This is a genomic window from Pseudoalteromonas sp. JB197 (assembly GCF_002332205.1).
Taxonomy (GTDB): Bacteria; Pseudomonadota; Gammaproteobacteria; order Enterobacterales; family Alteromonadaceae; genus Pseudoalteromonas; species Pseudoalteromonas nigrifaciens.
In genome coordinates this window covers 2,992,150-3,017,625 of sequence record NZ_NRGZ01000001.1, presented here as the reverse complement: position 1 = coordinate 3,017,625, position 25,476 = coordinate 2,992,150, and the positions used below count along the sequence as shown (strand labels likewise).

The 25,476-nt window shown below is 37.8% G+C and carries 20 protein-coding genes and 4 pseudogenes; 10 read left to right on the top strand and 14 right to left on the bottom strand.

The window, feature by feature from the left end; translation table 11 throughout:
- Positions 1-2 precede the first annotated feature (2 nt).
- Positions 3-763 (bottom strand): annotated as a pseudogene (locus CIK86_RS14045) (3-hydroxybutyrate dehydrogenase).
- Between the two features lie 56 nt (positions 764-819).
- On the opposite strand from CIK86_RS14045, the pseudogene CIK86_RS14040 reads away from it, so the two are divergent.
- Positions 820-966: pseudogene (locus CIK86_RS14040) on the top strand (LuxR C-terminal-related transcriptional regulator); the annotation flags it as partial.
- Positions 967-989: 23 nt separating this feature from the next.
- Here CIK86_RS14040 and CIK86_RS14035 read toward each other — a convergent pair.
- The 4 genes and pseudogenes from CIK86_RS14035 to ylqF form a co-directional block, all read right to left on the bottom strand.
- Positions 990-3,374, bottom strand: a pseudogene (locus CIK86_RS14035) (PAS-domain containing protein); the annotation flags it as partial.
- 105 nt (positions 3,375-3,479) lie between these two features.
- Complete coding sequence (locus CIK86_RS14030; RefSeq protein WP_096317104.1) at positions 3,480-4,583, bottom strand: RNA-guided endonuclease TnpB family protein; 1,104 nt, start codon at positions 4,581-4,583, stop codon at positions 3,480-3,482.
- A 107-nt stretch (positions 4,584-4,690) separates the two neighbouring features.
- Positions 4,691-5,759, bottom strand: a pseudogene (locus tag CIK86_RS14025) (hybrid sensor histidine kinase/response regulator); the annotation flags it as partial.
- A 448-nt stretch (positions 5,760-6,207) separates the two neighbouring features.
- Positions 6,208-7,161: a ribosome biogenesis GTPase YlqF gene (gene ylqF, locus CIK86_RS14020; protein WP_011329575.1), complete on the bottom strand. Its 954-nt coding sequence runs from the start codon at positions 7,159-7,161 to the stop codon at positions 6,208-6,210.
- Between the two features lie 256 nt (positions 7,162-7,417).
- Between ylqF and CIK86_RS14015 the strand changes: the two genes are divergently transcribed.
- The 3 genes from CIK86_RS14015 to CIK86_RS14005 are packed head-to-tail and all read left to right on the top strand — an operon-like array spanning position 7,418 to position 8,457.
- Positions 7,418-7,870 (top strand): hypothetical protein, encoded by a 453-nt coding sequence (locus CIK86_RS14015; protein WP_086993127.1) that lies wholly within the window; start codon positions 7,418-7,420, stop codon positions 7,868-7,870.
- A complete protein-coding gene (locus CIK86_RS14010) occupies positions 7,867-8,061 on the top strand; it encodes a hypothetical protein (protein WP_086993128.1) in 195 nt (64 codons plus the stop codon). Before CIK86_RS14015 ends, CIK86_RS14010 begins: the two co-directional genes overlap by 4 nt.
- A 57-nt stretch (positions 8,062-8,118) precedes the next feature.
- Complete coding sequence (locus CIK86_RS14005; RefSeq protein ID WP_086993129.1) at positions 8,119-8,457, top strand: hypothetical protein; 339 nt, start codon at positions 8,119-8,121, stop codon at positions 8,455-8,457.
- A 73-nt stretch (positions 8,458-8,530) separates the two neighbouring features.
- On the opposite strand, the gene rfaH is transcribed toward CIK86_RS14005, so the two are convergent.
- From rfaH to CIK86_RS13990, 3 genes are read right to left on the bottom strand one after another with little or no spacing between them, the layout of a single operon-like run.
- Positions 8,531-9,016 carry a transcription/translation regulatory transformer protein RfaH gene (gene rfaH / locus CIK86_RS14000; protein ID WP_086993130.1) on the bottom strand — a complete coding sequence of 162 codons (486 nt, stop codon included), beginning with the start codon at positions 9,014-9,016 and terminating at the stop codon, positions 8,531-8,533.
- Positions 9,017-9,052: 36 nt separating this feature from the next.
- Entirely contained in the window at positions 9,053-10,573 is a 1,521-nt protein-coding gene (locus CIK86_RS13995) for a nuclease domain-containing protein (protein ID WP_086993131.1), read from the bottom strand.
- Between the two features lie 2 nt (positions 10,574-10,575).
- Positions 10,576-12,087, bottom strand: coding sequence for an AAA family ATPase (locus CIK86_RS13990; RefSeq protein WP_086993132.1), 1,512 nt, complete (start codon positions 12,085-12,087; stop codon positions 10,576-10,578).
- 125 nt (positions 12,088-12,212) lie between these two features.
- On the opposite strand from CIK86_RS13990, the gene dcm reads away from it, so the two are divergent.
- A complete protein-coding gene (dcm, locus tag CIK86_RS13985) occupies positions 12,213-15,113 on the top strand; it encodes a DNA (cytosine-5-)-methyltransferase (protein ID WP_086993133.1) in 2,901 nt (966 codons plus the stop codon).
- Between the two features lie 203 nt (positions 15,114-15,316).
- Here the strand turns inward: dcm and CIK86_RS13975 are convergent, their stop codons facing one another.
- Positions 15,317-15,496 carry an AlpA family transcriptional regulator gene (locus CIK86_RS13975; protein WP_086993135.1) on the bottom strand — a complete coding sequence of 60 codons (180 nt, stop codon included), beginning with the start codon at positions 15,494-15,496 and terminating at the stop codon, positions 15,317-15,319.
- 134 nt (positions 15,497-15,630) lie between these two features.
- Here CIK86_RS13975 and radC point away from each other — a divergent pair, with 134 nt between their 5' ends.
- Positions 15,631-16,125 carry a DNA repair protein RadC gene (gene radC / locus CIK86_RS13970; RefSeq protein ID WP_086993136.1) on the top strand — a complete coding sequence of 165 codons (495 nt, stop codon included), beginning with the start codon at positions 15,631-15,633 and terminating at the stop codon, positions 16,123-16,125.
- 140 nt (positions 16,126-16,265) lie between these two features.
- On the opposite strand, the gene CIK86_RS13965 is transcribed toward radC, so the two are convergent.
- Complete coding sequence (locus CIK86_RS13965; protein ID WP_086993137.1) at positions 16,266-16,883, bottom strand: inovirus Gp2 family protein; 618 nt, start codon at positions 16,881-16,883, stop codon at positions 16,266-16,268.
- 215 nt (positions 16,884-17,098) lie between these two features.
- On the bottom strand, positions 17,099-18,424 hold the full coding sequence (locus CIK86_RS13960; protein WP_086993138.1) for a hypothetical protein: 1,326 nt from the start codon (positions 18,422-18,424) through the stop codon (positions 17,099-17,101).
- Positions 18,425-18,566: 142 nt separating this feature from the next.
- Between CIK86_RS13960 and CIK86_RS13955 the strand changes: the two genes are divergently transcribed.
- A complete protein-coding gene (locus CIK86_RS13955; protein ID WP_096317102.1) occupies positions 18,567-19,010 on the top strand; it encodes a hypothetical protein in 444 nt (147 codons plus the stop codon).
- Here CIK86_RS13955 and CIK86_RS13950 read toward each other — a convergent pair.
- A complete protein-coding gene (locus tag CIK86_RS13950; RefSeq protein ID WP_086993162.1) occupies positions 19,003-20,208 on the bottom strand; it encodes a tyrosine-type recombinase/integrase in 1,206 nt (401 codons plus the stop codon). The genes CIK86_RS13955 and CIK86_RS13950 overlap by 8 nt on opposite strands.
- A gap of 713 nt (positions 20,209-20,921) precedes the next feature.
- On the opposite strand from CIK86_RS13950, the gene CIK86_RS13945 reads away from it, so the two are divergent.
- Complete coding sequence (locus tag CIK86_RS13945; protein WP_058374423.1) at positions 20,922-21,458, top strand: YaeQ family protein; 537 nt, start codon at positions 20,922-20,924, stop codon at positions 21,456-21,458.
- Positions 21,459-21,479: 21 nt separating this feature from the next.
- Positions 21,480-22,085 (top strand): alpha/beta hydrolase, encoded by a 606-nt coding sequence (locus CIK86_RS13940; RefSeq protein WP_086993140.1) that lies wholly within the window; start codon positions 21,480-21,482, stop codon positions 22,083-22,085.
- Here CIK86_RS13940 and CIK86_RS13935 read toward each other — a convergent pair.
- Positions 22,082-22,291 carry a hypothetical protein gene (locus tag CIK86_RS13935; protein ID WP_011329578.1) on the bottom strand — a complete coding sequence of 70 codons (210 nt, stop codon included), beginning with the start codon at positions 22,289-22,291 and terminating at the stop codon, positions 22,082-22,084. The two genes, CIK86_RS13940 and CIK86_RS13935, sit on opposite strands and share 4 nt — an antisense overlap.
- 340 nt (positions 22,292-22,631) lie before the next feature.
- Here CIK86_RS13935 and CIK86_RS13930 point away from each other — a divergent pair, with 340 nt between their 5' ends.
- Positions 22,632-23,105, top strand: a complete 474-nt coding sequence (locus CIK86_RS13930) for a Dps family protein (protein ID WP_011329579.1) — start codon at positions 22,632-22,634, stop codon at positions 23,103-23,105.
- A 104-nt stretch (positions 23,106-23,209) separates the two neighbouring features.
- On the opposite strand, the gene CIK86_RS13925 is transcribed toward CIK86_RS13930, so the two are convergent.
- Positions 23,210-25,288, bottom strand: a complete 2,079-nt coding sequence (locus CIK86_RS13925; protein WP_086993141.1) for a S9 family peptidase — start codon at positions 25,286-25,288, stop codon at positions 23,210-23,212.
- Positions 25,289-25,476: the final 188 nt, after the last annotated feature.

The window sequence follows — 25,476 nt, the reverse complement described above, 5'->3', positions numbered from 1 at the left end:
TCCTATTGTGCGGTCCAGCCGCCATCTATTACTATAGCTTGTGCGGTAATGTTTCGCGCCGCATCAGCCATTAAAAAGGTTACCGTATGGTGTATTTCATCTAAACCAATAAAGGCTTTTTTTGGCATGGGTGCTAGCATAATAGTATCGATAACTTGTTGCTCAGATAAACCATGCTCTTTGGCTTGTGCGGCAATTTGCTGCTCTACTAGCGGAGTTTTCACATACGCGGGGCACACGGTATTAATGGTTATATTGGCATCTCCTGTTTCAAGCGCTATGGTTTTACTAAAGCCAATTAAGCCATGTTTGGCGGCCACATAGGCCGACTTATATTTAGAGGCCACCATGGCATGAATAGAGCCAATATTAATAATTCGGCCAAAATTTTGTTCCCACATTTTAGGCAATACCGCTTGGGTCATCATTGCGGGCCCAACTAGCATTACTTGCTGCAAAAATTGCCATTTATCAGCCGGAAATTCTTCAAGCTTTGCTACGTGCTGAATGCCAGCATTATTTATAAGTACATCAACAGCTTGCGGTAACTGCTTAAAAAAGCGGTAATTGCCTCGCTGTCGGCCACATTTAATGCATAACCTTGGGCTTTTCCGCCATTAGTAACAATATCTTCTGCCGCTTCTTTTGCGTGCGCTGCATTTAGGTCGGTTACTATAATATGATGACCCGCTGCGGCTAATTGCTGTGCTATATATAAGCCAATACCGCTGGCTGCACCGGTTATTAAAATTGTTTTGCTCATGCAGGCCTCCTAGTTGGCTAAAAACTCACTAATTTGCTGCGCTTTAGGCGCAATCGAAAATAGCTTTTGAAATGTCGATTCAAGAAACCACTATTAAGCAGCATGTTTCTGCTATTTTACGCAAACTCAACGTTTATAACCGCACCCAAGCTGGCATTTTATTTAACCAGCTATCGCAAGTCGGTAAGTTAGAAGTAAACTAGCCCACAAACACTACACCGTTAACTTACTTGGTTAGTCGCTTAATCATACGCTTTAATGCCGGTGCTTTTAGCGGTTTATACAATAGCGGATAACCAGCATCAAGCTCTTGCTCACGTATGCTTTCATCATGATTTGCTGTATTTACAATTACCGGCAAGTTAGTAAGCTGCGCCTTATTAAGCACCTCAAGCCCGGTTACACCATCATCGAGCTGATAATCAATAATAAGTAGTTGTGGTAATGCAGCGCTTGCTTTTAATTGCTCAAGCTCAGCTAAATTAGTTGCCGTGGCTATTTCGCAGCCCCAGTTTTGCAGGAGTTGCTTAAGTGCATCAAGCACATTTTTATCGTTATCAAGCAGCCAAATACGCAAGCGACCTAGTTCGGTATCGGGGTTAAGCATTACCCGCTGAGTAGGTTGTACCGCTTTACTTACTGTGCATGCCATCGTGAGCGTAAATTGCGTTCCTTTACCTAGCTCAGAACCCATAACCAAAGGTATTTGCAGTAAGTCGCAAATACGCTTAGTGATCGACAGTCCTAACCCTAGGCCTTCGGCATTGGGCTTTTCGCCCAGCTGCTTAAACTCTTGATAAATACTTTGCTGATCGCTTGCGGCAATCCCCACACCGGTATCTTCAATAACAAACGACACATGGCTGTCATGTTCAAGCAACACTTTTAAGCGTACCTCGCCGCGCTCGGTATAGCGTATGGCATTACTAAGTAAATTACGTAATACCCGCCGCAACAGTGCTTTATCTGTATGTATGCGTACATCGCATTGCTTTACAATAAATTTAAGGCCTTTTTCTGCTGCTAATGCCGAATAATCGTTGCGTAGCGGCTCAATTAAACTACTAACATCAAACTCGCTGGCCTGCACTTTAAATGAGCCAGAATCTAACTTGGTTAATTCTAAAATACTGCTAAGCAGCTCTTCTGCACTGCCTAATGAGTTTTTAATATTGAGTGCTAGCGCTTTTAGCTCAGAGCTTTGTGCTTTTTCGTTCATTAAAGAACAAAACAAGCTGGCGGCATTAAACGGCTGCAATAAATCATGGCTGGCCGCCGCAAAAAAGCGGGTTTTGCTCACAGTAGCTTGTTCGGCTACTTGTTTTGCCTGCGATAACTCTTGGTTAGCTTGCGTTAATGCTGCGGTACGAGTTGCTACTTTTTCCTCTAGGCTTACATTGGCTAGCGTTAGTGCTTTTTGTTGTTTTACAAACTCGGTAATATCGGTATAAGTAGTTACAAAGCCACCACCGGGCAATGGGTTGCCTTGCATTTCGAACACTAGGCCATCGCTGTGCGAACGCTGAAAATTATAAGCACTGCCTTGCTTTAAATACGCTAAGCGCTTATCTATTTCAATGGCAATATTACTGCTATTAAATAACCCTCGCAGCGCATTAAAGCGAATAATATCGGCTACTGGGCGGCCAATATATAAAGCATCGTCTGGGTAAGTAAACATACGTTTATAGCCTTTATTCCACGCCACTAAACGCAATTCACTATCTACCACACTTATACCTTGTTGAATGTTTTCAATTGTAGATTGTAAAAGATCGCGGTTAAATTTAAGTACTTGGCTGGCCTCATCTACAAACTCGGCCACTTGCTCTAATGGTTGGCGTTGCTCATTTTTAGCTACGTCTAAAATAAGCCGTGCCGATGCACCGCCTATTACTGCCGACATTTCACGCTCTACCAATAACTCTAACTCGGCTTTAGCCGGGCTTTTCCATTGGCTTTTATCATCAGGAAAATAATGATTAACTAACGATTGGCTGGCCTCTTTTTCAGCAAAACGCTGCAATAAAGCCCCCAGGTCATGATAACTCAACGGATGCAATGTAGTGTCTAGGCGTGAATCATGGGGTTGTGCAATAAATTTATTACTTTGTAATCGCTCAGCAAGAGTGGCTTGGCTAAAAAAGGGCATTAATAAATACACTAAGCAATTTGCACCTAAAGATAGCAATAACGCTTGGCTAATACTCTCCAAACCAAGCGACAATAAATCGGTAGGTGCCAGCCAAGCTATTTGCCATGGCCCTTCTGTTAGCCAACTACTTTGGCTACCCAGGCCACTGGCCAAGTTTGGTAATAGTAAGGTATAACCCAAAATAACAAAGCCGGTTAAAATACCCAGTTGCGCGCCTCTGCAAGAGGCATGTCGCCACCACAAACCAATTATCATGGTAGGTGCAAACTGCGCCACTAAAGTAAACGACATTAAGCCCACTGTGGCTAAAGTACTGGTTTCTCCAAGTACTCGGTGAGTAAAGTAACTAAGTAGTAAAATGAGTACAATAACAATTTTGCGCGCATGTAATAAGTTGTTTTTATCTAACCCACGGCTACTTGAGGTAAGCTGCGAGCGACGTAAAATAAACTGATTATTGACATCCTCCCCCACCTCGCTTCGCGCCCGACAAGTCGGGAAAGGAGGGGATTCCTGTTTCATAGCGTATCGCTTTAAATTCAAAAGAATCTAAAGTCTTACTTACGCTCCACAGGCTAACACTGTCTGCCCGACAGCTTTAATATTCAGTGCCGCATTTATGTCGCGGTCTAGCTCGCTAGAGCATTGAGGACACGACCATTTGCGGATATGTAACGGCAAGGGATCGACAACGTAACCGCAGCAATTACAGCGTTTAGAGCTTGGATACCACTTATCAATCTTAACTACAGTTCGACCGTACCACTCAGCTTTGTAGGTAAGTTGGCGCACGAACTCGCCCCAGTTGGCATCGCTAATTGCTTTAGCAAGTTTTCGATTCTTGACCATGTTTTTTACGCTCAGACTTTCACAGCTAATCACTTGATTATCGTTTATCAATTGGGAAGTCAGTTTGTGGGTGAAGTCGTGACGACAATCAGCAATCTTTGCTTGAACGCGAGCGACTTTCTTTCTGGCTTTGTGGAAGTTAGAAGAACCTTTCTTCTTCTTCGATAGCACACGTTGAGTCTTAGCTAGTTTACTAGCGTAACGCTTGGTGTGACGGGGATTTCCAGACTTGAAACCGTTGGAGGCAATAACAAGGTCAGTCAAACCTAAATCAATACCGACTGTATTTTTACTAATCGATAGTGGTTTTGGCTCGAAGCGACACAGACAAGATACAAAGTAGCGACCCGCACTGTCTTTGCTAATTGTAATGGTGGTTGGTTCGCTAGGCAGCTCTCGCGACCAACGAACATTTATAGGTTGCTTAGATTTAGCCATGAACAACTGACCATCAGTATATCTGAATGCTGCTTTGGTTAGTTGTGCGCTTTGTTTCGAGCGCTTCTTTTTGAAAGTTGGGTATTTAGCTCGACCCTCAAAGAAGTTCTTAAAAGCAGTTTGTTGGTTTCTGATTGCTTGCTGCAAAGGAACGCTAGAAACATCATTAAGCCAAGGGAACTCAGGGTTTTTCTTGAGTTCAGTTAGATAGCTTGATGCTTTGCTGTAGTTAATCTTGATTTGCTCATTGTAGTAAGCATCAGTACGCCAACGAAGAATAGAGTTGTAAACAAAACGCGTACAGCCAAACGTCTGTTCAAGTAAGGTTACTTGCTCAGGTGTTGGGTAGAACCGTTGTTTAACCGCTATCTCTTTCATGCCTTACAAGATACACAGTGTTTTTGTAAGATTCAAGCTCTATTGTTAGCGCGTTGCGCTAAAACCTTACATCCCCGACCTAAAGGACGGAGTTTTTCGGCTCAAATGATAAAATCATTAGTGATCATTACCGATAATACAATCGACGATACAATCACCATGCTGGTTGCTGCCGAAAACCCACCTAAAAATGCCAAACGTTACCAGGGTATTGTTTGCCGCCATAGGCAATGCTAATACAAAAGAATCGTGGCCAATATCATTGCCATTAAAGTAAACCAAGCCGGCGTAAGCTATAGGTAAAATAAATAAATTAATTAGTAGCAAATAAAGTGGAAATATCCACCGCGCTTTGGCCAGTTCATTGTCGTTATTGTTTTCAATAAAGCTCATATGAAACTGACGCGGCAAACATAACGTAGCTAAAAGCCCTAGTAAGGTGTGCGCAACATATACATAAACAGGGCTTTGCGTAGCGGTAACTTGGGTGGGTAGTTTAAGCTCATAGGCTTTTTCGTATAAGGCGACTGGGTTATCAAATAGTGCAAAGCAAACATATAAACCCACTGTAATAAATGCCAGTAACTTTACCACCGACTCAAACGCAATACTGGCGATAAGCCCTGGGTTATGCTCGCTTGGGCGTAACCGCCTAGCACCAAATAAAATAGCAAATAAAGCTAAAAGCAAGGTGATATAAAAAGTACTGTCGGCCCACACTGCATTACTTTGCGTGGGTGCTCGGTCGGTAAGCAAGTTAATACTTTGCGCCGTAGCACTAAGCTGCAAAGAAATATACGGCACAATTGCAATCACCGAAATAAGCGACACCAAACCCGACAAACTCGATGATTGTCCATACCGAGTGGCTATAAAGTCGGCCATTGAGGTAAGTTTTTGTTGCCGACAAATATGCGCAATGCGGCAATATAGCTGCCAACCAAAAATAAATAATATAATAGTGCCCGCATAAGTAGGGGCGAGCCACCAGCCATTACTTGCAGCCTGTGCGGTAGTGCCAAAAAAAGCCCACGAGGTACAATAAACCCCTAACGACAAACCATAAGTTAAGCCTTTAAAAGGTAAAACCTTACGCTTATCGGCCCACCCTGCAACAGCAAACAATATGCCTAAATACACCACGGCAATTAAGCTAATCGACCAAATAGAAAACATTGTTTTATTCTTTTAATTATTTTTATAATTATTTATCTAGCATATGTGTTTTTGCAGAAAAAAGCAGCACCCACTTTAGTGCTAACAATTCAAAACATGCACGACAAAATAAATAAGAATTATTTGCATTTAGGTGTTGACACAAACCTAAATCTAATTGATAATCACTATCAACAAGAAAGGAGTACATCCTAACTTGTTACGAAATAAACTGATTTGTTTCTCGACCCTGGAACAACGTGTAGCGCACGTTAACTGCTATGGTTACTTGTAAATTCAACACAACGCCCCTTGATGTTGATAACGAGTAACCGCCCTACTATTTTACTTGCTACATTGCTCATATCGGTGACGGTAGATATGAAACTAAAAAAGCCCTTACGGGCTTTTTTTATGTCTGTAATTTAGCTATTAAATTACTTTCAGTTATCTAAATTCAGGTTAATTATTAACGACGATTTTTACGCGCTCGCGCTCGGCGTTGTAACTTTTCGTCTTCTTTGGCTTGCTTTTTAGCCGCCGCAGCCGCACGTAAACCAGCAACCATTATCTCTTCCTCCTCACGCATTTGTGGGGTTTCCATAGTAATGCGGCCAATAATGCCATCGCGTAGTTCGTTAATTAAAATTTCCGACATTTTGTAAGTGTCTATTTGGTTACCACCACGAATACAACCACGCTTTTTACCCGCTAATTCAACAAACTCCCAGTCACTCTCTGGTAGTTCATCTATTTTGTAGCGTGTTTTTAGTAGCTCAGGGTACGCCTTTATTAAATACTCAGCTGTGTAGCTCGCCACTTCTTCATACTCAAGTGCTGTATCGCGTATTGCGCCAGTTGCGCCTAAGCGGTAACCCGAGTTTTCATTTTCAACTTTTGGCCATAGCATACCCGGCGTATCGTAAAGCATAATGCCGTCTTCAAGCTTAATACGTTGCTGCGCTTTAGTTACCGCAGGCTCGTTACCTGTTTTAGCAACTATACGCCCAGCTAACACATTAATTAACGTAGATTTACCCACGTTAGGAATACCCATAATCATGGCTTTAATTTGCTTATCGGCACCCACCTTGTGAGGCACTAACTTTTTACACAGCTCATTAATACGGTGTACTTCAGCCGCTTTATCATTACCAAAAGCAATTGCTTTTACGCCGTTTTCTTGCTCAAAGTAATCTTTCCATATTTGAGTCATTTTTGGATCGGCTAAATCGGCTTTATTCAAAATTTTAATTACCGGTTTACCTTCACGCAGCGTCGCCACCATAGGGTTTTCGCTACTATAAGGAATGCGCGCATCAAGCACCTCAATAATCACATCCATTTGCGGCATTATTTCTTTAATTTCGTTGCGGGCTTTATTCATGTGCCCAGGGAACCACTGTATTCCTGCTCTACTCATTTGATTTTTATGACCTTTAATTTAAGGCCTTAGGCCATGGGTACTAATGTGGGTACTAAAAGTAAAACTATGCTTTTGTACTTTTCGATATTGATGTAAGTTTACTACATTACTTGAAGTTATTGCAGGTGCTTGTGTTATTAGATGTTTAACGATGCCAGCTAACGACATTTATCATTTTAGAATCATATATGTATTAAAAATAATAACTTTACGTATACCAACAAAAGCAAATACATAGCAAAGGAAAGCTTGCATGAAAGAATATGAAACTGACTTAATCGATTTTCCAATCACTACAACCACTTATAAGCGCATTGAAAAGTATGCTGTTGGCTTTGATGATACGCCTGATAAAACAATTGTTCGCCTCTTAGACATCATAGAGAACCTTAACGATACAAACATCAAAACACAAAAACCTAATAAACCAGAACTATCATTTCACCATAATTCAGGGAGTGAGTTTGAAGAAGAGCTTATCAAATCAAAAATGGCAGAGGTAGTTATACATTATCGCGATGGTAGTCATAAGGTAAATATATGGAATGCCTCACACTTCAATGAAAGATCTGATTTGAGAGCGCACTTGTGGTCTGAGTATCTAAGTGATTGGGAGGAGGAGAAAATTATCAAGGCTGAATTAGACACTTATAACTCTGTGATAGAAAAAACCATTGGTATAAGCAATCACATACGCAAGCAGTGAACGTTGCACTGAATGTTCCATATAAACAACTAATTAAGCATGAAACTCATATAGTTCGTCACGATAGCCCAACACCTCATTTGGCTATTAGTTTTAACAATGGCGTGCCGACTTACGCAAATGAATGTGGATTTGAACCTGATGATAGCTGCTACTACCTAACAGAAGAAGATTTAGGCATTAGTTTATAAATTGCGGCATAAGGCCGATGCATTAGCATCGACTTATTAACTTTAAAGAGAAGCAACATGGAATTATACAAACAAGAATTTGGTCAAAACTTTGACCTAGGCTTTGACTTCAAAGATCACCCTTATCTAATAGATAAAAGCTGGCATAACGATCAATGTCCAAGCTTTTATTTCAAAGTAGGTGAACAGTACTACGTGTTATGGGTAGATTATGCTGACGTAGAACAAAGAGAAGAAGATACGCCTAGATATGTAATTGTAGAGGCAATTAATGAGGGAACTAGTGAATTACCGGAGGTTTATGCTGGTGGAGGTAAAATAGTATTTGAGTGTGAGGGTTACACTGATTTGAAACTATTTTTAGCATGCTCACAACAAAGCCACGTAACTCACTGATTAAGTAAAAAAGAACATGACCGTGGCTAGCGGGGTAGTGTGACAATTTCAGACACAAGTTGTTGAACATTTCCTATTCTTTTCTGAGAGTCATATCTGTATTTTCAATACTAACTTCTACCGTTTTATTTAACATATTTATTAATAAGATACTTCTAATATCCCCATCAGGCTCTTTGTAAATGGCTTCAATATTTTTAAAAGATAGATTGTTGACATGAACAACGTCTCCTGATTTGGGTACTAAATTCTCTACTGTACGGTCACGCATTAAACTATTAATTAACTCACTTGGTATTTTTTGATATCTAGATCCATATGTTACGAAACCATTTACTCCACGAGTATTTTTAACCCCTGAAAAATTACCATTCTCATCGTCTAGACAAACAAATAGATAGCCAGGGAATAAAGCCGACTCCTTAGTGGTTTTTCTTCCTCTTTGAAGTCTTTCTGTGGTTAGCTTTGGATAAAAGCACTCTATTTCCTGATTACATATATTAGTAACGGCCCTATCTTCCTGACGTGACTTACAGGTCACTAAGTACCACGTTTTCATATAACCCCTCAAAAAAGTTAAATGGTAACAAATTAGTTATTCAGTATTAAGAGATTTTATTTCAGTTAAGTAATCTTGAACTCCACGTTTCAAGTCTAGTGGTTCTAAAGGATTACAGTAAAGACCCCCAACTAAAGAGTTTAAGCACTTATAGTAAGCTTTCTTTTTACCAGGAAATAAAACAATTGCGCCTACAGATTTCTTTATCGCATGCGTATATGTGTGCATCTTATCAATATCATCTTTCTTCACCTGATACTTGTAGTGCCTATACTTTGCATCAAGATGTAAATAGGATATTTTATCATTTCTATCTTTTAGCTCGATTGTATAATCAGGATCATAACTTTGTGAGTAAGTATCACTTCCACCTTTAAAATTCTTTTTAAAGTAGAGAGTAAGGGAGAAGTCGCAATACACTCCAATTGGGATAGCTATGGATTTATCAATAACCCAACCTGACTTCTCCTTTTTGATTAAATTTTTGATATTCTCGGTTGGAACATCATAATCCTTTAATAACCGAATTAAGCAGTAGTATTCATAAAGATTTTCTAGGGAATTGATATCCAAATAAACCAAATTATGGCTACTTAAAGTCTCAAAAGACTTTCGCATTTTAAGGTATAAATCAAGCAGATATTTAAGATGAAATTGGTTATGCAATTTTAACGATGTGAAGTCAATCTCTCCTGTAAACTTAACATTATCCAAAACTTTATTCCTCAGAAAAACATTAAAATTCAACTTAATCTTTTTATTTTTTGTTTGTTTACTCTCTAAAGCTCGAAGTGTATTTTCTAATAAAAGAATATTATTGTTGTTACCTTCCAACTTTGCAATTTGAATTTTTCGTTTCAGTTCAGCTATTTCAATGCCTTGCCTAATAATTCGCTTTTCTAATAAATTAAAACAAAACGATAAGAAAAACTTGATAAAGCGCATCTCTATAACGTTATGAGTTTGCGATCTCATCACTGTATCAATTTTAGTCGGAATGACCTTACCGTTATGACATATAAATGATCTAGTAGACTTGCCTAAATGTTGAAAGTCAGCGCTAGATAATACACCACCTTTAGTTAAGTCCTTTTCAATGCTTTTATTAAAAAAGCCAAACTTAGGGTTTTCAAATAAAAAACGAAGTACGCAATGAAGCTTTCCATTATTCCATGATTCTAATAAAAGAGAAGTCGCAACATCTTCTAGGAAAGAGCCATGAGTCAACGCAAGCGTTTCTTCTAAACCATTGGATGATATTAGTAACTGCTTCTCAATCTCCGCTATTTCGTCTTTTACTTTATTAAAAAAATCATCACCAAGCTTAGAGCGAACCCTAATATCAATATTCTTTAATCGAAATACTGCAACCTTGTTTGTGCTTGTTATTATTGCAAGATTTGGAGATAACCAATCACCAATCGTTGTAAACTCTTCTGGTTTCAATGCCCCTGTTTCATCAATAACTTTATATTTTCTGTTTTCTTCTATGACGAACTCATTATTGAGGTAACCAATCTCGCTCTTACTTTTGATATCAACTATTCTGAATAACATAGTTAAACATTCGCGAAGTTAACAAAGCCGTTCTGTGTATAATATTTATACATTCTTTGTAATTTATTCAGTGTTTTTGGATAGCTTTGCAGAGACATATCAGCTGTTAGAACATGATCAGAATTATTCAATACTCCTAAAGTAATAGTTGATACAGTATGCAATATACTTAATTCCACCCTTTCATCTGCCCCCATTAATTTAGGTATTAGCTTTTGACAAAATTGAAGATCTAAGGCCTCTTCAGCTAAACTTTCATCGTTACATTCTGCAATATAATTATTAATGAAATGAGTAATTTCAAATATTGACCTGTGCCCCATATTTGTCCTGTACGGAATTAATCCATCATTAATTGCATATATCAACTCGATAAGTTTAGGTTTTTTTTGAGCAAGTGCTTTTGCACTGTTTATAGTTGGTAATGCCGTTATTTTTGAAAAAGTATGACTTAATTTATCAACTTTCAGGGTGCCACCTTGAGCAACTTGAGTATTTAAAATATCTATTGATACATTATTCATCTCAATCGTATTTGCTCTATCCAATACCTTACTACTAAGCGCATGTGTTGATTCGTCCATATTAATTGTGCCGATGATATAAAGGTTTAAAGGAATTTCCATTCTCTTTGGGGCGCCATTAGGTATCTTGTAGATTTCAAGTGAGTGTTGTGCTATTTCTCCACTTTTAGTGTGCTTAAGTAATGAGTGAACAATATCTTCTGATAACTCATTCAAGTCGTAAGTTCTAGTATTAGATAATTTGGCTTGATTTGGTCCTAGATGTTGAAAAAACTTACCGGCTAACCTATCAGGAATCTGGGTGCCTTTAACTTTGCTATTAAACTCTGTTTTGAATGGAGTTTGAAATCCCCTATCTTTTGTTGACGAGTATGTTTTTGAATAAGTTTGTACCCAGCGCTCTACTATGGAGTGCTCTCTCAAAATGGTTCTGTCGAAAGTGTCATTAATTTTTAAGTCACCCTTTTCAACTAAATCAAAAAACGCGGCAATTACCGCTTGACTTAATGTCTTCGGAGTTAGCTCAACTACCTCACTCTCCCAATCTTCTAAGTCATGGTTAATAGTGCGAATCAATCTACGGCTCTCTAAACATGACAAGAAATCAGAAAAATAATGCTCAACAACGGATAAATTCATTTCATCCAATATTAAAAAATATGGGTTATCTTGGTCGCTTTCAGCTTTTACCATGAAGTTATAAAAGTCTGATGGTACAAATTGCCCATTCAGATAGTCGTAAAACCCCATCAAGTCTGATGGCGCAGTCCAGTTGGGTCTAACAGGTACAAAACATAGGTGCTTATCTAGATCCAAACCATTTTTATCACAAATAAAATCCGCATATAACTCTGCTATTTTAGACTTCCCTGTACCTGATGGCCCATAAAGAATGGTAAATGGCTTTGTTTGCAAGCAGCAGTGGAAGTTATATAAGGTATCATCGTCAAAATAGAAGTTTTTCTCTAAACAATATTCTTGAATATTCATAAAATAAATTCGTATATGCGTTAAGTAGTTGCAAATATTATTAAACAAATTCATATATTTATCTAGCCTTCATTAGGCTTCTAAGGTTAGAATGAAATGAGCGGATATATATAAAGAACCAAGTTATGAACGATTCAAATTTTATTAAAACAACTGAGGTGGCTAAGATTCTAGAAAGGTCTGAAGCAACTATTAAGAGATGGGAGTCTGAGGAGAAATTAACCTCATATAGGAATGCCAGCAACCATCGTTTATTTTGTAAAAATGAAGTTTTAGGGTTAAAAAACATTTTGAATACAGAAATTAAAAAAACATCTCATACTATTCCAATCTCACGAGCCATTTCACCAAAGTCACATCCCGCACATTACTTAATGCATAAGTATTGGGGTAGAAAGCCTCATAATGTAGTGTCTGAATATATAGCAGCCCATACCCAAAAAGGTGAACGAGTTTTAGACCCATTCATGGGCAGCGGTGTAACTGTTATTGAAGGTGCAAAACTAGAGAGAGAAGTTATAGGTGTAGATCTAAACCCTATGAGCAAATTCATTGTCGATAACACTGTAAATAAAGTTAATATTCCAAAGTTTCAGCTTGCATTTGAGTCCATCTACGAAAAAGTTTTCGAACAATATCGGCATTTTTATATCACAAAATGCTCAAAGTGCGATGCCGATGTTGAGCTATCTTCCCTTGTATGGAGTGAGGAAGGGCTAGAAACAATAAGGCAAAACTGTCCATGCTGTAAAAAAGTTATTCAAACTGCCACAGCTATAGATATTAAAGTTTATGATGACATAGTAGGAAACTTTGAACTGTTAACTAAAGGTAATGCTTTTCCTACTGATAAAGTTCTTCAGTATGTGAAACGCAGTGGAAATGAAAGAATAGATGAACTTTTTTCAAAGCGTGCTTTAATTATTTTATCCTCTTTTCTTAGAAACATTAATGAAGAAAAAGATGAAGCCGTAAGAAACCTGCTACTTTTTGTGTTTTCCTCAGCACTACCAAATTGCTCTAAAATGCTCCCTGGAGATATCAAAACAGCATCTTACAAATCAGGCTGGGTAATAAGTAAATTTTGGGTTCCCAAAGTCCATACTGAAAGAAACGTATTTGAGTGTATTCAATTAAGATATAAAGCAATTCTTAAAGGTAAAAGTGAAACAACGCAAATTGATTCTAAATTTGTTAAAACATACAACCAAGATTCGAGATTCCTAAGTCAGATAGATGACCAATCAATTGACTATATCTGGACTGATCCACCATATGGTGAAAGTATTGCATATTTAGGCCTAAGTCATTTATGGAACTCATGGCTTGGCTTTGAGCCTGATTACTCTAACGAAATAATTATAGATCCTTTTCGTAAAAAACGAATAGATAGTTTCGAAGAGGGGATGAATGGCGTTTTCAAAGAGCTAAATCGCGTACTAAAAAAAGGTAAGTACTTATCTTTCTCCTTTCACAATAGAGATTTGAAGGTGTGGAAGGCGATTGTTGAACCTCTATTAAGAAATGGCTTTCAATTAGTAAATGTTGTTATGCAACCTCAAGCTGTATCATCAGGCACTCAAGGAATAAATAAAAATAACACTTTAAAAGGTGACTTCATTTATAACTTCATGAAGGTAGATGAACCAGCGAACACTGTCTTTACACATCATCCAAATGCTTATGCCCTCATAAAAGGTATGGCATTTGACTACCTACAGTCGCATAAACAGTGTACAGCAGCTGAATTATATGAGTTTCTTATCCCTCAAATTATCTTAAATCACGCTTTTATTGATGAAAATAAAAAAGTTATTGATATTGAAAACTTATTACAAAAAGAATTTATTTATTTTGAAGAAAATAATAACTACTACTGGAAGAACAAATCAAAACCAAGCAACAAACCTTTGGGCGTATTAGATCTTTTTGCTGGTGCAGGTGGTTTTTCAACAGGCTTTAAAAAGGCCAACTGCACTATTGTAGCAGCTGTAGAATTTGATAATGAAATAGCAAAAACATATAGTAAAAATCATCCTGAAACCATTTTACATAATGTCGATATTAGAAGTTTACCAACTGAAACAATAGTTAACAACTTTCAAGAGAAAGGCATTGAGTGTGACATTATTATTGGAGGCCCCCCTTGTCAGGGCTTTTCAATGTCAGGCAATAGGATTCGTAAAAGTTTCGAGGGTAAGTTCGACGAAAGAAATGAATTGTTTATGGAATTCTTCCGGTTTGTTAAAGCTTTAAACCCCTCTTACTTCATTATTGAGAATGTAGAAGGGATATTAAACTATAACGGTGGAACGGTTAGAGATGAAATATACAATCTTTTCGAAGGAATTGGATATAAGCTTGACTCTAAGGTGCTTCTTGCTGCTGATTACGGCGTTCCTCAACTCAGAAAAAGAGCCTTCTTTTTCGGTACGAGAAAGTCAGTGGATCCTAAGTCACTAATTCCCTCACCTACTCATAGCCCAGGAGACTATACTTCAACTTGGGATGCTATTAGCGATCTACCACCTATAGAGAGTGGAGAAGGGGTTGATTTGTTGGTTAAAAGTAACCACGCAGAATACACAAGCTACCAATTAAAGCTTGGGGCTCAAACTCAAAATATAATCTACAATCATAAAGCATCTTCTCATAGCAAAGAAACTATAGAGAAACTGAAACTAATTAACAGTGGAAAAAAACAATCTGACCTACCAGAGCATATGCACACAAAATCAGTTCACAGTGGCTCTTGGGGCCGTATGGAAAAACATAAACCAGCCTTCACATTAACAACTAGAATAAACACACCATCGGTAGGCAGAATCGTACATCCTGAAAAGAATAGAACCATCACGCCTAGAGAGGCTGCTAGGATTCAATCTTTTCCAGATGATTTTGTTTTTATTGGGGGAATTACAACTATCGGAAAACAAATTGGTAATGCGGTATCACCATTGTTAGCGGAGCAATTAGCAAAACAAATACTAAATATTGAAGAGCAATTAGGTTTAAACTTCTCCTAAGCAGTATAATTCGATGCACTTCATTTGAGTGTATCGAATTAAAATTTCAGAGAAGAAATGAGCTAGTTGTTGATATATACCTTTTAAGAAGTTGCACACTCTTAATTCATCATTTGTTGCAGTAACAACTTTAATCCCTGTAATGTTGCTCAACACTTTCTCTAAGCACGACAACACTTTACCTTTGTTTAATGGAAGATTCATTAGCCTCTCCCCCTAACTTTTTCTTCAATCCACTCATCAACTTCGGCCTCAACCCAAGCCACCGATTTGGCACCTAGAGAAACTTGCTTAGGAAATGTGCCTTTAGTCATAAACTCATAAATTGTTGAACGGCCAAGTGACGTTTTTTGAATAACTTCTTTTAATTTGATTAACCGCATTTTTCTATCTCCGTTATAGGTTCAAGAGATATGTCAGTTATGTAGAAAGTTACTTTTTAAGCTGGTGGCAAAATCAAAAATATTGAAGGCATATATCACTCAAGTGTATTCATTACCCACCTGAGGACTTGATCATGGCTTTAATTAAAACCAAGCAATACGAATCACAATATAAATGTTTAGAAGATAAAATTTTAGAAAGAGCAGCTGAAATAATGCAGCAAAGGTATGCTCGCCTAGGAGCCCTTAACAGCCCGTCTACGGCCATAGACTTTTTAAAGGCAAAACTAGGTGTGTATGAGCGAGAAGTATTCGCTGCGTTGTATTTGGATAGCCAAAATCGGATTATTGATTATCAAGAACTCTTTTTTGGGACGATTAATGCTGCATCGGTTTATCCGAGAGAGGTAGTGAAATCTGTGCTTAATAAAAATGCCACCAGCGTTATCTTTGCTCATAACCACCCTTCAGGCGATCCCACGCCGTCACAAGCAGATAAACTCATTACAAAGAAGCTGGAAAGTGCTTTAGCGCTAATAGACGTGACAGTGCTTGACCACATTATCGTAGGTGAAACATGTGTTTCTTTTGCAGAAAGGCAGCTATTGAGTTTAGACAGTAATAACTAAGAGGAGGGTATATTGCTAAATACTAATACGGTAAAAATCATTATTCATACGATTGCTATATTGAAAATAATTCAGAAAATCTATGAAGATGATATTAAATAAACCAGCGCCCTATCTGGGGCGCTTTTAATAGCAAGTCATTAATACTGTTTAGGTATGTAACTGGTTCCAAAATTCCTATTACCGGTACCATAAACTTTTGTCTTATTTTTTGCTAAGTAGTTTAATCGAGATACAGATGTATCCCTTTGTGATAGATAATTTTTAGAATTGCTTTCAATCCAATTACACGCCTTGTCAGGGAAGTTTACAAGGCTTTTCGCTTCATCCACGGGGATATCGAGTGCACTAGCCCATGCTTGTATAATTAGTGAAGCAAGGCTACCAGAATTACTGTCATAGCTACCTAAAGAGTGGAACCTGTCTTTATTAATAAAAATAGCAATATGATAGTGCTCTTTACCAGCAATCTCTCCAAACTCTCTCGCCCAGACATAGTACAACTCCGTGTCATGAACTCTATGCCCTAAACGTCTACGCTGTATTGCGTCACTGCTAAGCCTTGCTTTTAATGAAGCAAAGAACCTTGATATTAAATTATTCGCTACTGCTTTAGGTGTATCAAGACACTGATAATAATCAGGGAGGTATAAGTCAAATCTTACTACATTCAATCGAGGGTATTGCTCAATGGCATGGTTTAAAACTAATTCGATACGTTGTTGGTATCCTGGGTTATATATTGGTTGTTTGATCATCTTTAGTGCTCTTTGTTTTGTAAGTATACAAAGAGGCACTTATGTATTTTATTACATCATCAATACTTATAAATAACTAAGTTAAATAGGTATATCTTACCTATCCGACATACAACAAAAGAAAGAAACAAAGACCTTTTAACACTTTTTAGAAAAGTAGCCTTTCATACCTTTAAGATAATTTTATCATTCACTCTGGAGTTATGATCCCTATTTTAATAAAACTTCAATAGCATTGTACCCAAATGGTTTGTTTTACTATTGTCACTCCAAAGATTAAAGCCAAGTAGATTTAAAGTAGGTAATGGCTTCTTCTTCTTATAAATCATGTTTGCCTCTGCAACCCCGTATAAAATATAAATATCAGGCTCATCCATCAATTGGAGCGGATTCAAAACTGTTAGATAGATATCTTCGCATTCGAACACTTTAGCTAACATTCGAGCTACTGCGCTCTCTATTGATGTAATAATTCCCCTGAAAATAATATTCAATAATTCAGTTAGCGACGAAGCACCACGTCCTGTTACACCTTTCCCGATCTTCATAAATAAACTTTCAACGAAATCAATACCATCTATACCTACCGACCATTCCTTGTTACCAACAAAGCAGCTAACTATCCTTTTTCCTATTTCTTCATTTATGAAATATCTAATATTCTTATCATCTTTAATAAGTCGAAGTAGTTCAAGAATCTCTCTTGTTTTTTCGTATGTTAATAGCTCTTCAATACCTGAATAGCCAGGCCAATTGAAAAATGACTTACTAATTGCCAAATCAAAATAATTTCGCTGCTCGATATTTAAACTAAATTTATCATTTTCTAACTGTACTTTTGTTATTTTTAGTTTCTGAATAACTAAATTAAGGATCTTATAGAGCTCAAAATTTAGGGACGCATTATAGCGTTTTGTAAATGCATAAAAATTGGAGGGGCACTTATAGTCATTTTTCTGTTTGACATCTAATCGTTTTGGTAAGGTTTTGTGTGAACTAACAATTACAGCTTTATAAGGGGATAAAACTTTATTTAAACTTCCTATTTCAGTAGTTTTTCTATTACTTAACTCCTCAACTGTCGATTGAACTCTACGCTCTGTAGCTTTCAAAAATAAAGAAACATCCTTAATTTTGACTATTCGTACTGAGTAGTCAGCATACTCAAAGTACCGAAAACTTAAAATAATAGCGCGCTGAAAATTATTTAAAGATTCATCGTTTCGTACCTTTACAATATCCTTTAAGAAAGAGTTTAGTACTTTTTCTGAAGGAATACCTAAAAAGCTTCCCACTAGTTTTTCATCTCTAAAATAGATTTTACGAGGGCTGCCTTGACTCTGACTATATTGAGTTTCAATTAGTAATAGCGATTTTTTCTCTAGCAAAGTTAATGCTTTCTTACATGCTTGCGCATCAATTTTAAAGAACTTTGAAATACGATTAATTGATGTATATCTTTCCAAATCAATTTTATTTTCACTAAAGAAATATAAAAAAAATAAAAACTCTTTGTGCCCTAACCCCAATGCAATTCTCATAAAAACACCTAATACACGGCCACAAAAACCACTTTCAATACTAGTAACACATACTAGCAACATATACTAGCAACATATGCTGGTATGCTGGTAAATTATACTGTAAATTAGAGTGATCATGTTTTATTTGGAAGTATGCTTAGTGAAATTTCAAAAATGTTCAAATGGGAAAGGGTGTGATTGGTGTAAAGATAAAACACCCGATAAAGCTAGTTGGTTTTCAAATTATCTTGGAAAGATAAAAGGTACGACATTGTACGGTACTAAACCACTAGTACCTTGCATAAAAACTGCCTATTCATTACCTAACTCATCTGAAAAATTAGCAAAAGCAAATGCTATGCAAGCTTGGCGACAATATAAAAACAGAAAAATAAACGCAACAAAAGTTCAAACTAATTACACTCTTACTAAAGAGACTATTAAAATACTAAGGCAGTCAGCCACTCAAGAAGGTAGACCTCTAAACCTCGAACTTGAGATAATTATAAATACTTACCTTAAAATGAAAGCTGAAGGTAAACTTGATCACGAAATATCACTGATAGTTCTAAATAAGCTTATTCCCCTTCAAAATATTAATTAGACATCGAACTATTTATAAATTCACTCCACCATCCCATAATTGACCTTCGCTGCTCTAAATAATCGGAGCGGTTATACGCCGCTCTTGTTTCATTTTCATCTGCATGGGCTAAACAGGCTTCAACTAACAGGCTATCGTATCCCTTCTCATGAAGTGCTGTAGAGGCTACAGAACGCAGTCCATGGGCCACTAGCTTATCTTTGTAGCCTAAGCTTCGCTTTATAACTGCATTGACCGTGTAGGTGCTTGCATGGCTATCTTCATTACGTTCACTTGGGAAAACATACTCATGATGGCCACTTAAGGGCTTCATTTGCTCAAGTATTGCTAAGGTAGCAGGTGTTAAAGGCACTCTATGAGTCCTTCTGCGCTTCATTTCTTCAGCAGGTATAACCCATACAGCTTCTTCTATATTAATGTCTGCCCACTTAGTGCCTGCGGCTTCCTTTGAGCGAGTCATTGTGTGCAATTGCCACAAGGCTAAAAGCTTGGTTTTGTTCTGGATGGTTTGTGAGCCATTCAGAGCGGTTAAAAAATCAGGAAGCTCTTCAGGCCTTATTGTAGCCATGTGCTCAACCGTATTTTTAGTAAATACTTTTATGATTTTTGCTAGTGGATTGGCATTAATAAAACCATGGTTTACTGAGTAATCCATGACCTGGTTTAAGCTTTGGCAAATACGCTTAATTGTGGAGTGTTTACCGTCAGACTCTAGTGGCCTGAGTATTTCAATTGTGCCTATCGCTGTAATGCTTTCTAACGGTATATCTTTCATCTTAGGGAATATATACATTTCAAGCGCTCGCCACTCTCTAGCTGCGTGATGCGCGGTCACAGTAGGTTGTTTTCGTTCAAACCAAAGCTCTGCGGCAGTTAAAAATGTATTGGCTGCTTTTCGGCTTTCTGCTTTCTTTTTAGCTAACTCATGTTCTTTTGGGTTAATACCTTGCGCTAGTAGCTCCCGATACTCAATTGCTTTAGTGCGGGCGTTAGCAAGTGATAGAGATGGATATATCCCAAGAGGCATTCTGTTGAACTTTGCAGTTATTGGATTTTTGAACTTAAACTGCCAAGACTTAGTTCCCGTAGGTAAAACTCGTAATTGAAGTCCGCCACCATCAGAAAGCGTTTGCTCTTTGTCGGAGCTAGTAATTGATTTTATTTTCTTATCCGTTAAACGAACTACAGGCCTTGCCATAATAAGCTCCACAATACTAATTATGACTAGTATATATAGAACACAGCCTCATGGGTACTAAGGTGGGTATTAAAAATAGTGGAAATAACAAGATGAGGCTGGACTGCTACGGAACAAAAACAAAATAAACCATTGTTTTTATACGGGGTTAAATACAACTCAGGATTATTTCGGAAGTTAATGCATGTGCCCAGGGAACCACTGTATTCCTGCTCTACTCATTTGATTTGCAAACCTTTTATTCTAACCCATAACGCCATGGGGTACTGTGTGGGGTACTAAAGAGTACAATTACACTTTTTGTACTTGGCTAATAGTGTCAGTTTACTACACAAAGAGGATTTAATTCTTCTTAAAATAAACTAGCCGTTGAAATTTTAATCATGCTATCGCGCTTAAGCTTTGATAGAAAAATATCTTATTTACGCTCGGATAAAAAGTATGTGGCAACATTGAGCAAATTTTCTTTATTTTTCAGCCTATAAGGTATACAACTAATAAAATAACCTCATGCCCAATACAAACTAAAAACAAAAAATTCAATCCCATGAATAAAACCCAATCAACCTCTATAAAACATAATTAACAATTATTAATCTTACTCAGTAAATTGATATGGCAGCAGTTAAACACTATTGTAAATTTCTTGCTATTTTCACAGGCAATTCATTTAATTGCGCTATACTGGCGCAAATTTTTTCAAATAAGTAGTTATGGCTCTTAAATCCACCATTATGAAAGTGCAGTTGTCGCTTAGCGATATGGACCGTCACGTTTACCAAGATTTTAATTTAACCTTGGCCCAGCATCCTTCAGAAACCGAACAACGTTTGATGATCCGCTTACTCGCTTTTGCACTCAATAGCTGTGATGGTTTAGAATTTACCAAAGGGTTAAGTTCTGACGATGAGCCCGAGCTGTGGCATAAAAACTACAGTGAAGAAATAGAGCTGTGGATAGAGCTGGGTTTACCTGACGAAAAGCGCCTTAAAAAAGCCTGTAATAAAGCTAAAAAAGTGGTGCTTTACACTTATGGCGAAAACAACCAAGCTATTTGGTGGCAAAAACAGCAGCCTAAATTACGTGATTTTAAAAACCTTAGTATCTTTAGTTTAGATTATGGTGTTACCCAAGCTTTGGCCAATTTGGTTGATCGTAATATAAAGCTTGCTATTACTATTCAAGATGGCGAGATGTGGGTTAATACCGACACGACCAATATTGAAATAAAACCACAGCAGTTAATGTGATAACACCAAGGTGAGGGGCGTATGAAGGTTAAGCAGGTTATTGTTTTACACGGCTTATATATGTCTGGCTTTGTGATGCGCCCGTTGTGCTCTCGCTTAAAAAGTTCTGGCGTAAAAGTGTTAAACCTAACTTACAATACGCTCACTCCTAATCGCGATGCTATTTTTGCGCAAATAGATGAGTTTATAGGCGATCAGCCTTCGGCTTTTGTTTGCCATTCTATGGGCGGGCTTGTTGCTCGTGCGTATCTTGAGGCGAACTCGCCTGCAAGCCAACATGTTGAAAAAGTAATTACTTTAGGCACCCCACATAAAGGCAGCCATATTGCGCAAAAAATGCAGCAAAAAGGGTTTGAATCTTTTTTAAAAAATAGCGTAGAGTTTTTACTTTCTAAAAACGGTAATTGGCCTTTTAAAGCCAAACTTTACAGTATTGCTGGTGATTTACCCATAGGGCTTATGCCGCTTATTGTTAAAGGCAGTTGCTCTGATGGCACTGTATTACTTGATGAAACCAAGCTCAAAGGTATGGCCGAACATAAAGTGTTTCATTTAAGCCATACCAGTATGATTTACTCTCGCCAAGTACTCGATTATATTTTAGAGCGCTTAAACGAAGACGATTAATCTTCTGCCGCTGCTGCAATTTTATAACTAATTAAAAATATAATACCTAATACTAGTGGTATAGGTGCGGCTATATAACCAAAAGTATCAAAGTTAGCAAAGCTGGCACTGGCTAAATGCGCTATTACGCCAATTAAAAACACTACCACGGCGATACCCGTTACGATCAATTCAGCTTTATGTTGTTTAGCTGTTTTTGTGCTCACTTTATTTCTCCTAATGATTGCTACCTCCTTATTATGCGTTATCAAGTCGAATGATTTTTGACCTAAATCAATTAATGCGACAGCGGCGCACTTAACTTGTTTAAAGCTTGTTTTGGATCATGATTTGTAGTGTTGAAAATATATTTTCCCTTCAGGGGTGGTATTTTAATTAATCCGACCCATTACTATTAATGATCTATTTATTATTTTTATAAGTAATGTAAGTACACGATTTATTTAAGCTATTAATCCCATCTATTTAAATTATTTTACTAACGGCTGATGATAGGCAATACTCATTAGCAGTTAACGTTATTAACGGTTATTTAAGGAACAAGCTATGTCACAGGTAAATGCTATTGGTTTAAACAGTGCAAAAAGTGAAGACATTATTAAGTCATTAAACTCGCTACTGAGCAGCTATCAAATTCAGTACATGAACGCACGTGGGTTTCATTGGAATATTAAAGGCCGTAACTTTTTTGAACTACACATTAAGTTTGAAGAAATTTATAACTTATTGCTTTTAAAAGTAGATGAAGTTGCTGAGCGTATTTTAACGCTAGATGGTGCGCCACTGCATGCGTTTTCAGATTACCTAGAAGTAAGTAAAATTAAAGAAGCTAAAGGTATTAGCGACGGTGTAGCTGCAGTAGAGAACTTACTTGCAGGTTACAGTGTGTTGATTAAAATGCAGCGCGAAATTTTAAGCCAAGCAGCCGATGCAAACGACGAAGGTACAGCCGCGCTAATGAGTGATTATATTTCAGAGCAAGAAAAACTTGTTTGGATGTTAAAAGCTTACTTAGATTAATAAAAGTTAAATGCATTAACCGCTGTATTTAAGCAGCTATAAAATAAAAACATCGCCTACTTTACAGTGGCGATGTTTTTATTTGTGCACTTTTTAATTGTTGCCTAATTATTTAGTAAGGCGATAAAAAAGGCCATTTCGAGCGCTCTTTCTTCTAAGCTTTTAAAACGCCCAGATGCGCCTCCGTGTCCGGCATCCATATCGGTTTTAAATACTAAAATATTATTATCGGTTTTTAGCTCGCGCATTTTAGCTACCCACTTCATCGGCTCCCAATATTGTACCTGTGAGTCGTGCAGCCCTGTGGTTATTAGCATATGCGGATACTCTTGCGCGCAAATATTATCGTACGGCGAATAGGCTGCAATTACATCATAAAATTGCGCATCGTTAGGGTTACCCCACTCGTCGTATTCGTTGGTGGTTAGCGGAATACTTTCATCTAACATAGTGGTTAACACATCTAAAAATGGCACATGACAACCAACGCCACAATAAAGCTCAGGTGCTTGGTTTACCACGGCTCCCATTAATAAACCACCCGCACTGCCACCCGATGCAAATACTTTATTTTTATCGCCGTAACCTTGCTCAACCAGCGCTTTAGTAACGTCTATAAAGTCGTTAAAACTGTTTTGTTTATGTTGTTTTTTACCTTGCTCGTACCACTGCCTGCCTAACATTTCTGAGCCGCGCACATGCGCAATAACGTACACAAAGCCGCGATCGAGTAAGCTTAATGATGTACTCGAAAAACTAGGATCAATAGTATAGCCATAAGCACCATAGCCATATTGAAACAACGGATTAGTACCGTCCTTTTTAAAGCTCTCTTTACGGTAAACAACAGATACAGGTACTTTTACGCCATCGCGTGCAGTTATCATTAGGCGTTCTGACTGATAATTATCGGCGTTAAAGTCTCCTAATATTTGCTGTTGTTTTAGTAAGGTTTTTTCGCCTGTAGTTAAATCAACATCGTATAGCGAGCCAGGCGTAGTTAAGCTTGAGTAGTAAATACGGGCACTGCGTGATTCTGGCTCTGGATTCATTGCTATGGCGGCGTAGTAGCAAGGATCTTCAAACGCTAATGTCATGCGTTCACCTTGTTTATTAACAACCACAAAACGGGCTTGCCCTTGCTCGCGCTCACTTAATACTAAAAAGTCGTTAAATAATTCAACACCTTCAAGCAGTACATCATCGCGATGAGCTGTGTGCTGCTGCCACTGGGTTTTGTCGGCAATGGTTTGACTGGTTGCGGTCATTAAGCGAAAGTTTTTTGCTTGCCAATTCGTCACTATGTAAAAAGTATCGCCAAGCTTATCAACGTCAAATTCATGGCCTTCTTCGCGTGGTATTAATGCGTTGAACTCGCCGTTTGGCTGGTCAGCATCAAGTACCCAAGTATCGTTAGTTTCGGTGCTGGCTAAATCAATAATAATAAGGCTTTCGTCGCGACTTTTGCCCAGCCCCATAAAAAAGCTGCTGTCTTGCTCTTCGTACACCATTACATCTTGGCTTTGCTCTGTACCCAGCACGTGCCTAAATACTTGGTAACCTAATAATGTTTTTAGATCTTTTTTAACGTAAAAAACCGTTTTATTGTCGTTAGCCCAAACCACTTGGCCTTCGGTGTTTTCTAACTTATCGGTGAGCATTTCGTCAGTGGTTATATTTTTAAAGTGCACGGTATAAATACGACGCCCTTCAGTATCTTCTGAGTACGCCATTAATTGCTCACACGGGCTCAGTGCTACTTCGCCTAGCTCAAAAAATTCAAATCCGGCCGCTAGCTTATTTACATCTAATAAAATTTGCTTATCGCTAGTACTCATATCACTACTGCGATAATGACGAGAATATTCGTCATCGCCACGCACTTCAGAGTGATACCAGTATTTGCCATCTTTAACCGGTACTGTATTGTCGTCTTTTACAATACGGCCCTTTAGCTCTTCAAAAAGAATGTTTTGCAATGGCTGCATTGGCGCTAATTGCGCTTCACAATAGCTGTTTTCAGCATGTAAATGCGCTAATACATCTTTATTTTGACGTTCGTCATCACGCATCCAATAGTAATTATCGATACGTGTTTTATCGTGTGTGTTAAGGGTATAGGCTTGCTTTTCAGCAATAGGGAAGCTTGGCAGCAAGGCCAAAGAAAAATCAGAAGTAGACACAAATAAACCGATTAAAAAATAACAATATTTGCCAGTTTACCATAAAAATAAAAAAGCCCACTCATTGCTGAGCGGGCTAAACGGTATAAGTACAATTACTAAAATTTCTGCAATTTTTATTGTTGTCTTTATACCTTGGGAAGAGAGCACCTTGGGAGGAGAGTACCTCAAGAAGAATATCTTAAGAA

Excerpts from the sequence above, each read along its gene's own strand:
- CIK86_RS14030 (WP_096317104.1), bottom strand. The coding sequence starts at position 4,583 with ATGAAAGAGATAGCGGTTAAACAACGGTTCTACCCAACACCTGAGCAA.
- ylqF (WP_011329575.1), bottom strand. The coding sequence starts at position 7,161 with ATGAGTAGAGCAGGAATACAGTGGTTCCCTGGGCACATGAATAAAGCC.
- CIK86_RS14015 (WP_086993127.1), top strand. The coding sequence starts at position 7,418 with ATGAAAGAATATGAAACTGACTTAATCGATTTTCCAATCACTACAACC.
- CIK86_RS14005 (WP_086993129.1), top strand. The coding sequence starts at position 8,119 with ATGGAATTATACAAACAAGAATTTGGTCAAAACTTTGACCTAGGCTTT.
- rfaH (WP_086993130.1), bottom strand. The coding sequence starts at position 9,016 with ATGAAAACGTGGTACTTAGTGACCTGTAAGTCACGTCAGGAAGATAGG.
- CIK86_RS13995 (WP_086993131.1), bottom strand. The coding sequence starts at position 10,573 with ATGTTATTCAGAATAGTTGATATCAAAAGTAAGAGCGAGATTGGTTAC.
- CIK86_RS13990 (WP_086993132.1), bottom strand. The coding sequence starts at position 12,087 with ATGAATATTCAAGAATATTGTTTAGAGAAAAACTTCTATTTTGACGAT.
- dcm (WP_086993133.1), top strand. The coding sequence starts at position 12,213 with ATGAACGATTCAAATTTTATTAAAACAACTGAGGTGGCTAAGATTCTA.
- CIK86_RS13975 (WP_086993135.1), bottom strand. The coding sequence starts at position 15,496 with ATGCGGTTAATCAAATTAAAAGAAGTTATTCAAAAAACGTCACTTGGC.
- radC (WP_086993136.1), top strand. The coding sequence starts at position 15,631 with ATGGCTTTAATTAAAACCAAGCAATACGAATCACAATATAAATGTTTA.
- CIK86_RS13965 (WP_086993137.1), bottom strand. The coding sequence starts at position 16,883 with ATGATCAAACAACCAATATATAACCCAGGATACCAACAACGTATCGAA.
- CIK86_RS13960 (WP_086993138.1), bottom strand. The coding sequence starts at position 18,424 with ATGAGAATTGCATTGGGGTTAGGGCACAAAGAGTTTTTATTTTTTTTA.
- CIK86_RS13950 (WP_086993162.1), bottom strand. The coding sequence starts at position 20,208 with ATGGCAAGGCCTGTAGTTCGTTTAACGGATAAGAAAATAAAATCAATT.
- CIK86_RS13945 (WP_058374423.1), top strand. The coding sequence starts at position 20,922 with ATGGCTCTTAAATCCACCATTATGAAAGTGCAGTTGTCGCTTAGCGAT.
- CIK86_RS13940 (WP_086993140.1), top strand. The coding sequence starts at position 21,480 with ATGAAGGTTAAGCAGGTTATTGTTTTACACGGCTTATATATGTCTGGC.
- CIK86_RS13930 (WP_011329579.1), top strand. The coding sequence starts at position 22,632 with ATGTCACAGGTAAATGCTATTGGTTTAAACAGTGCAAAAAGTGAAGAC.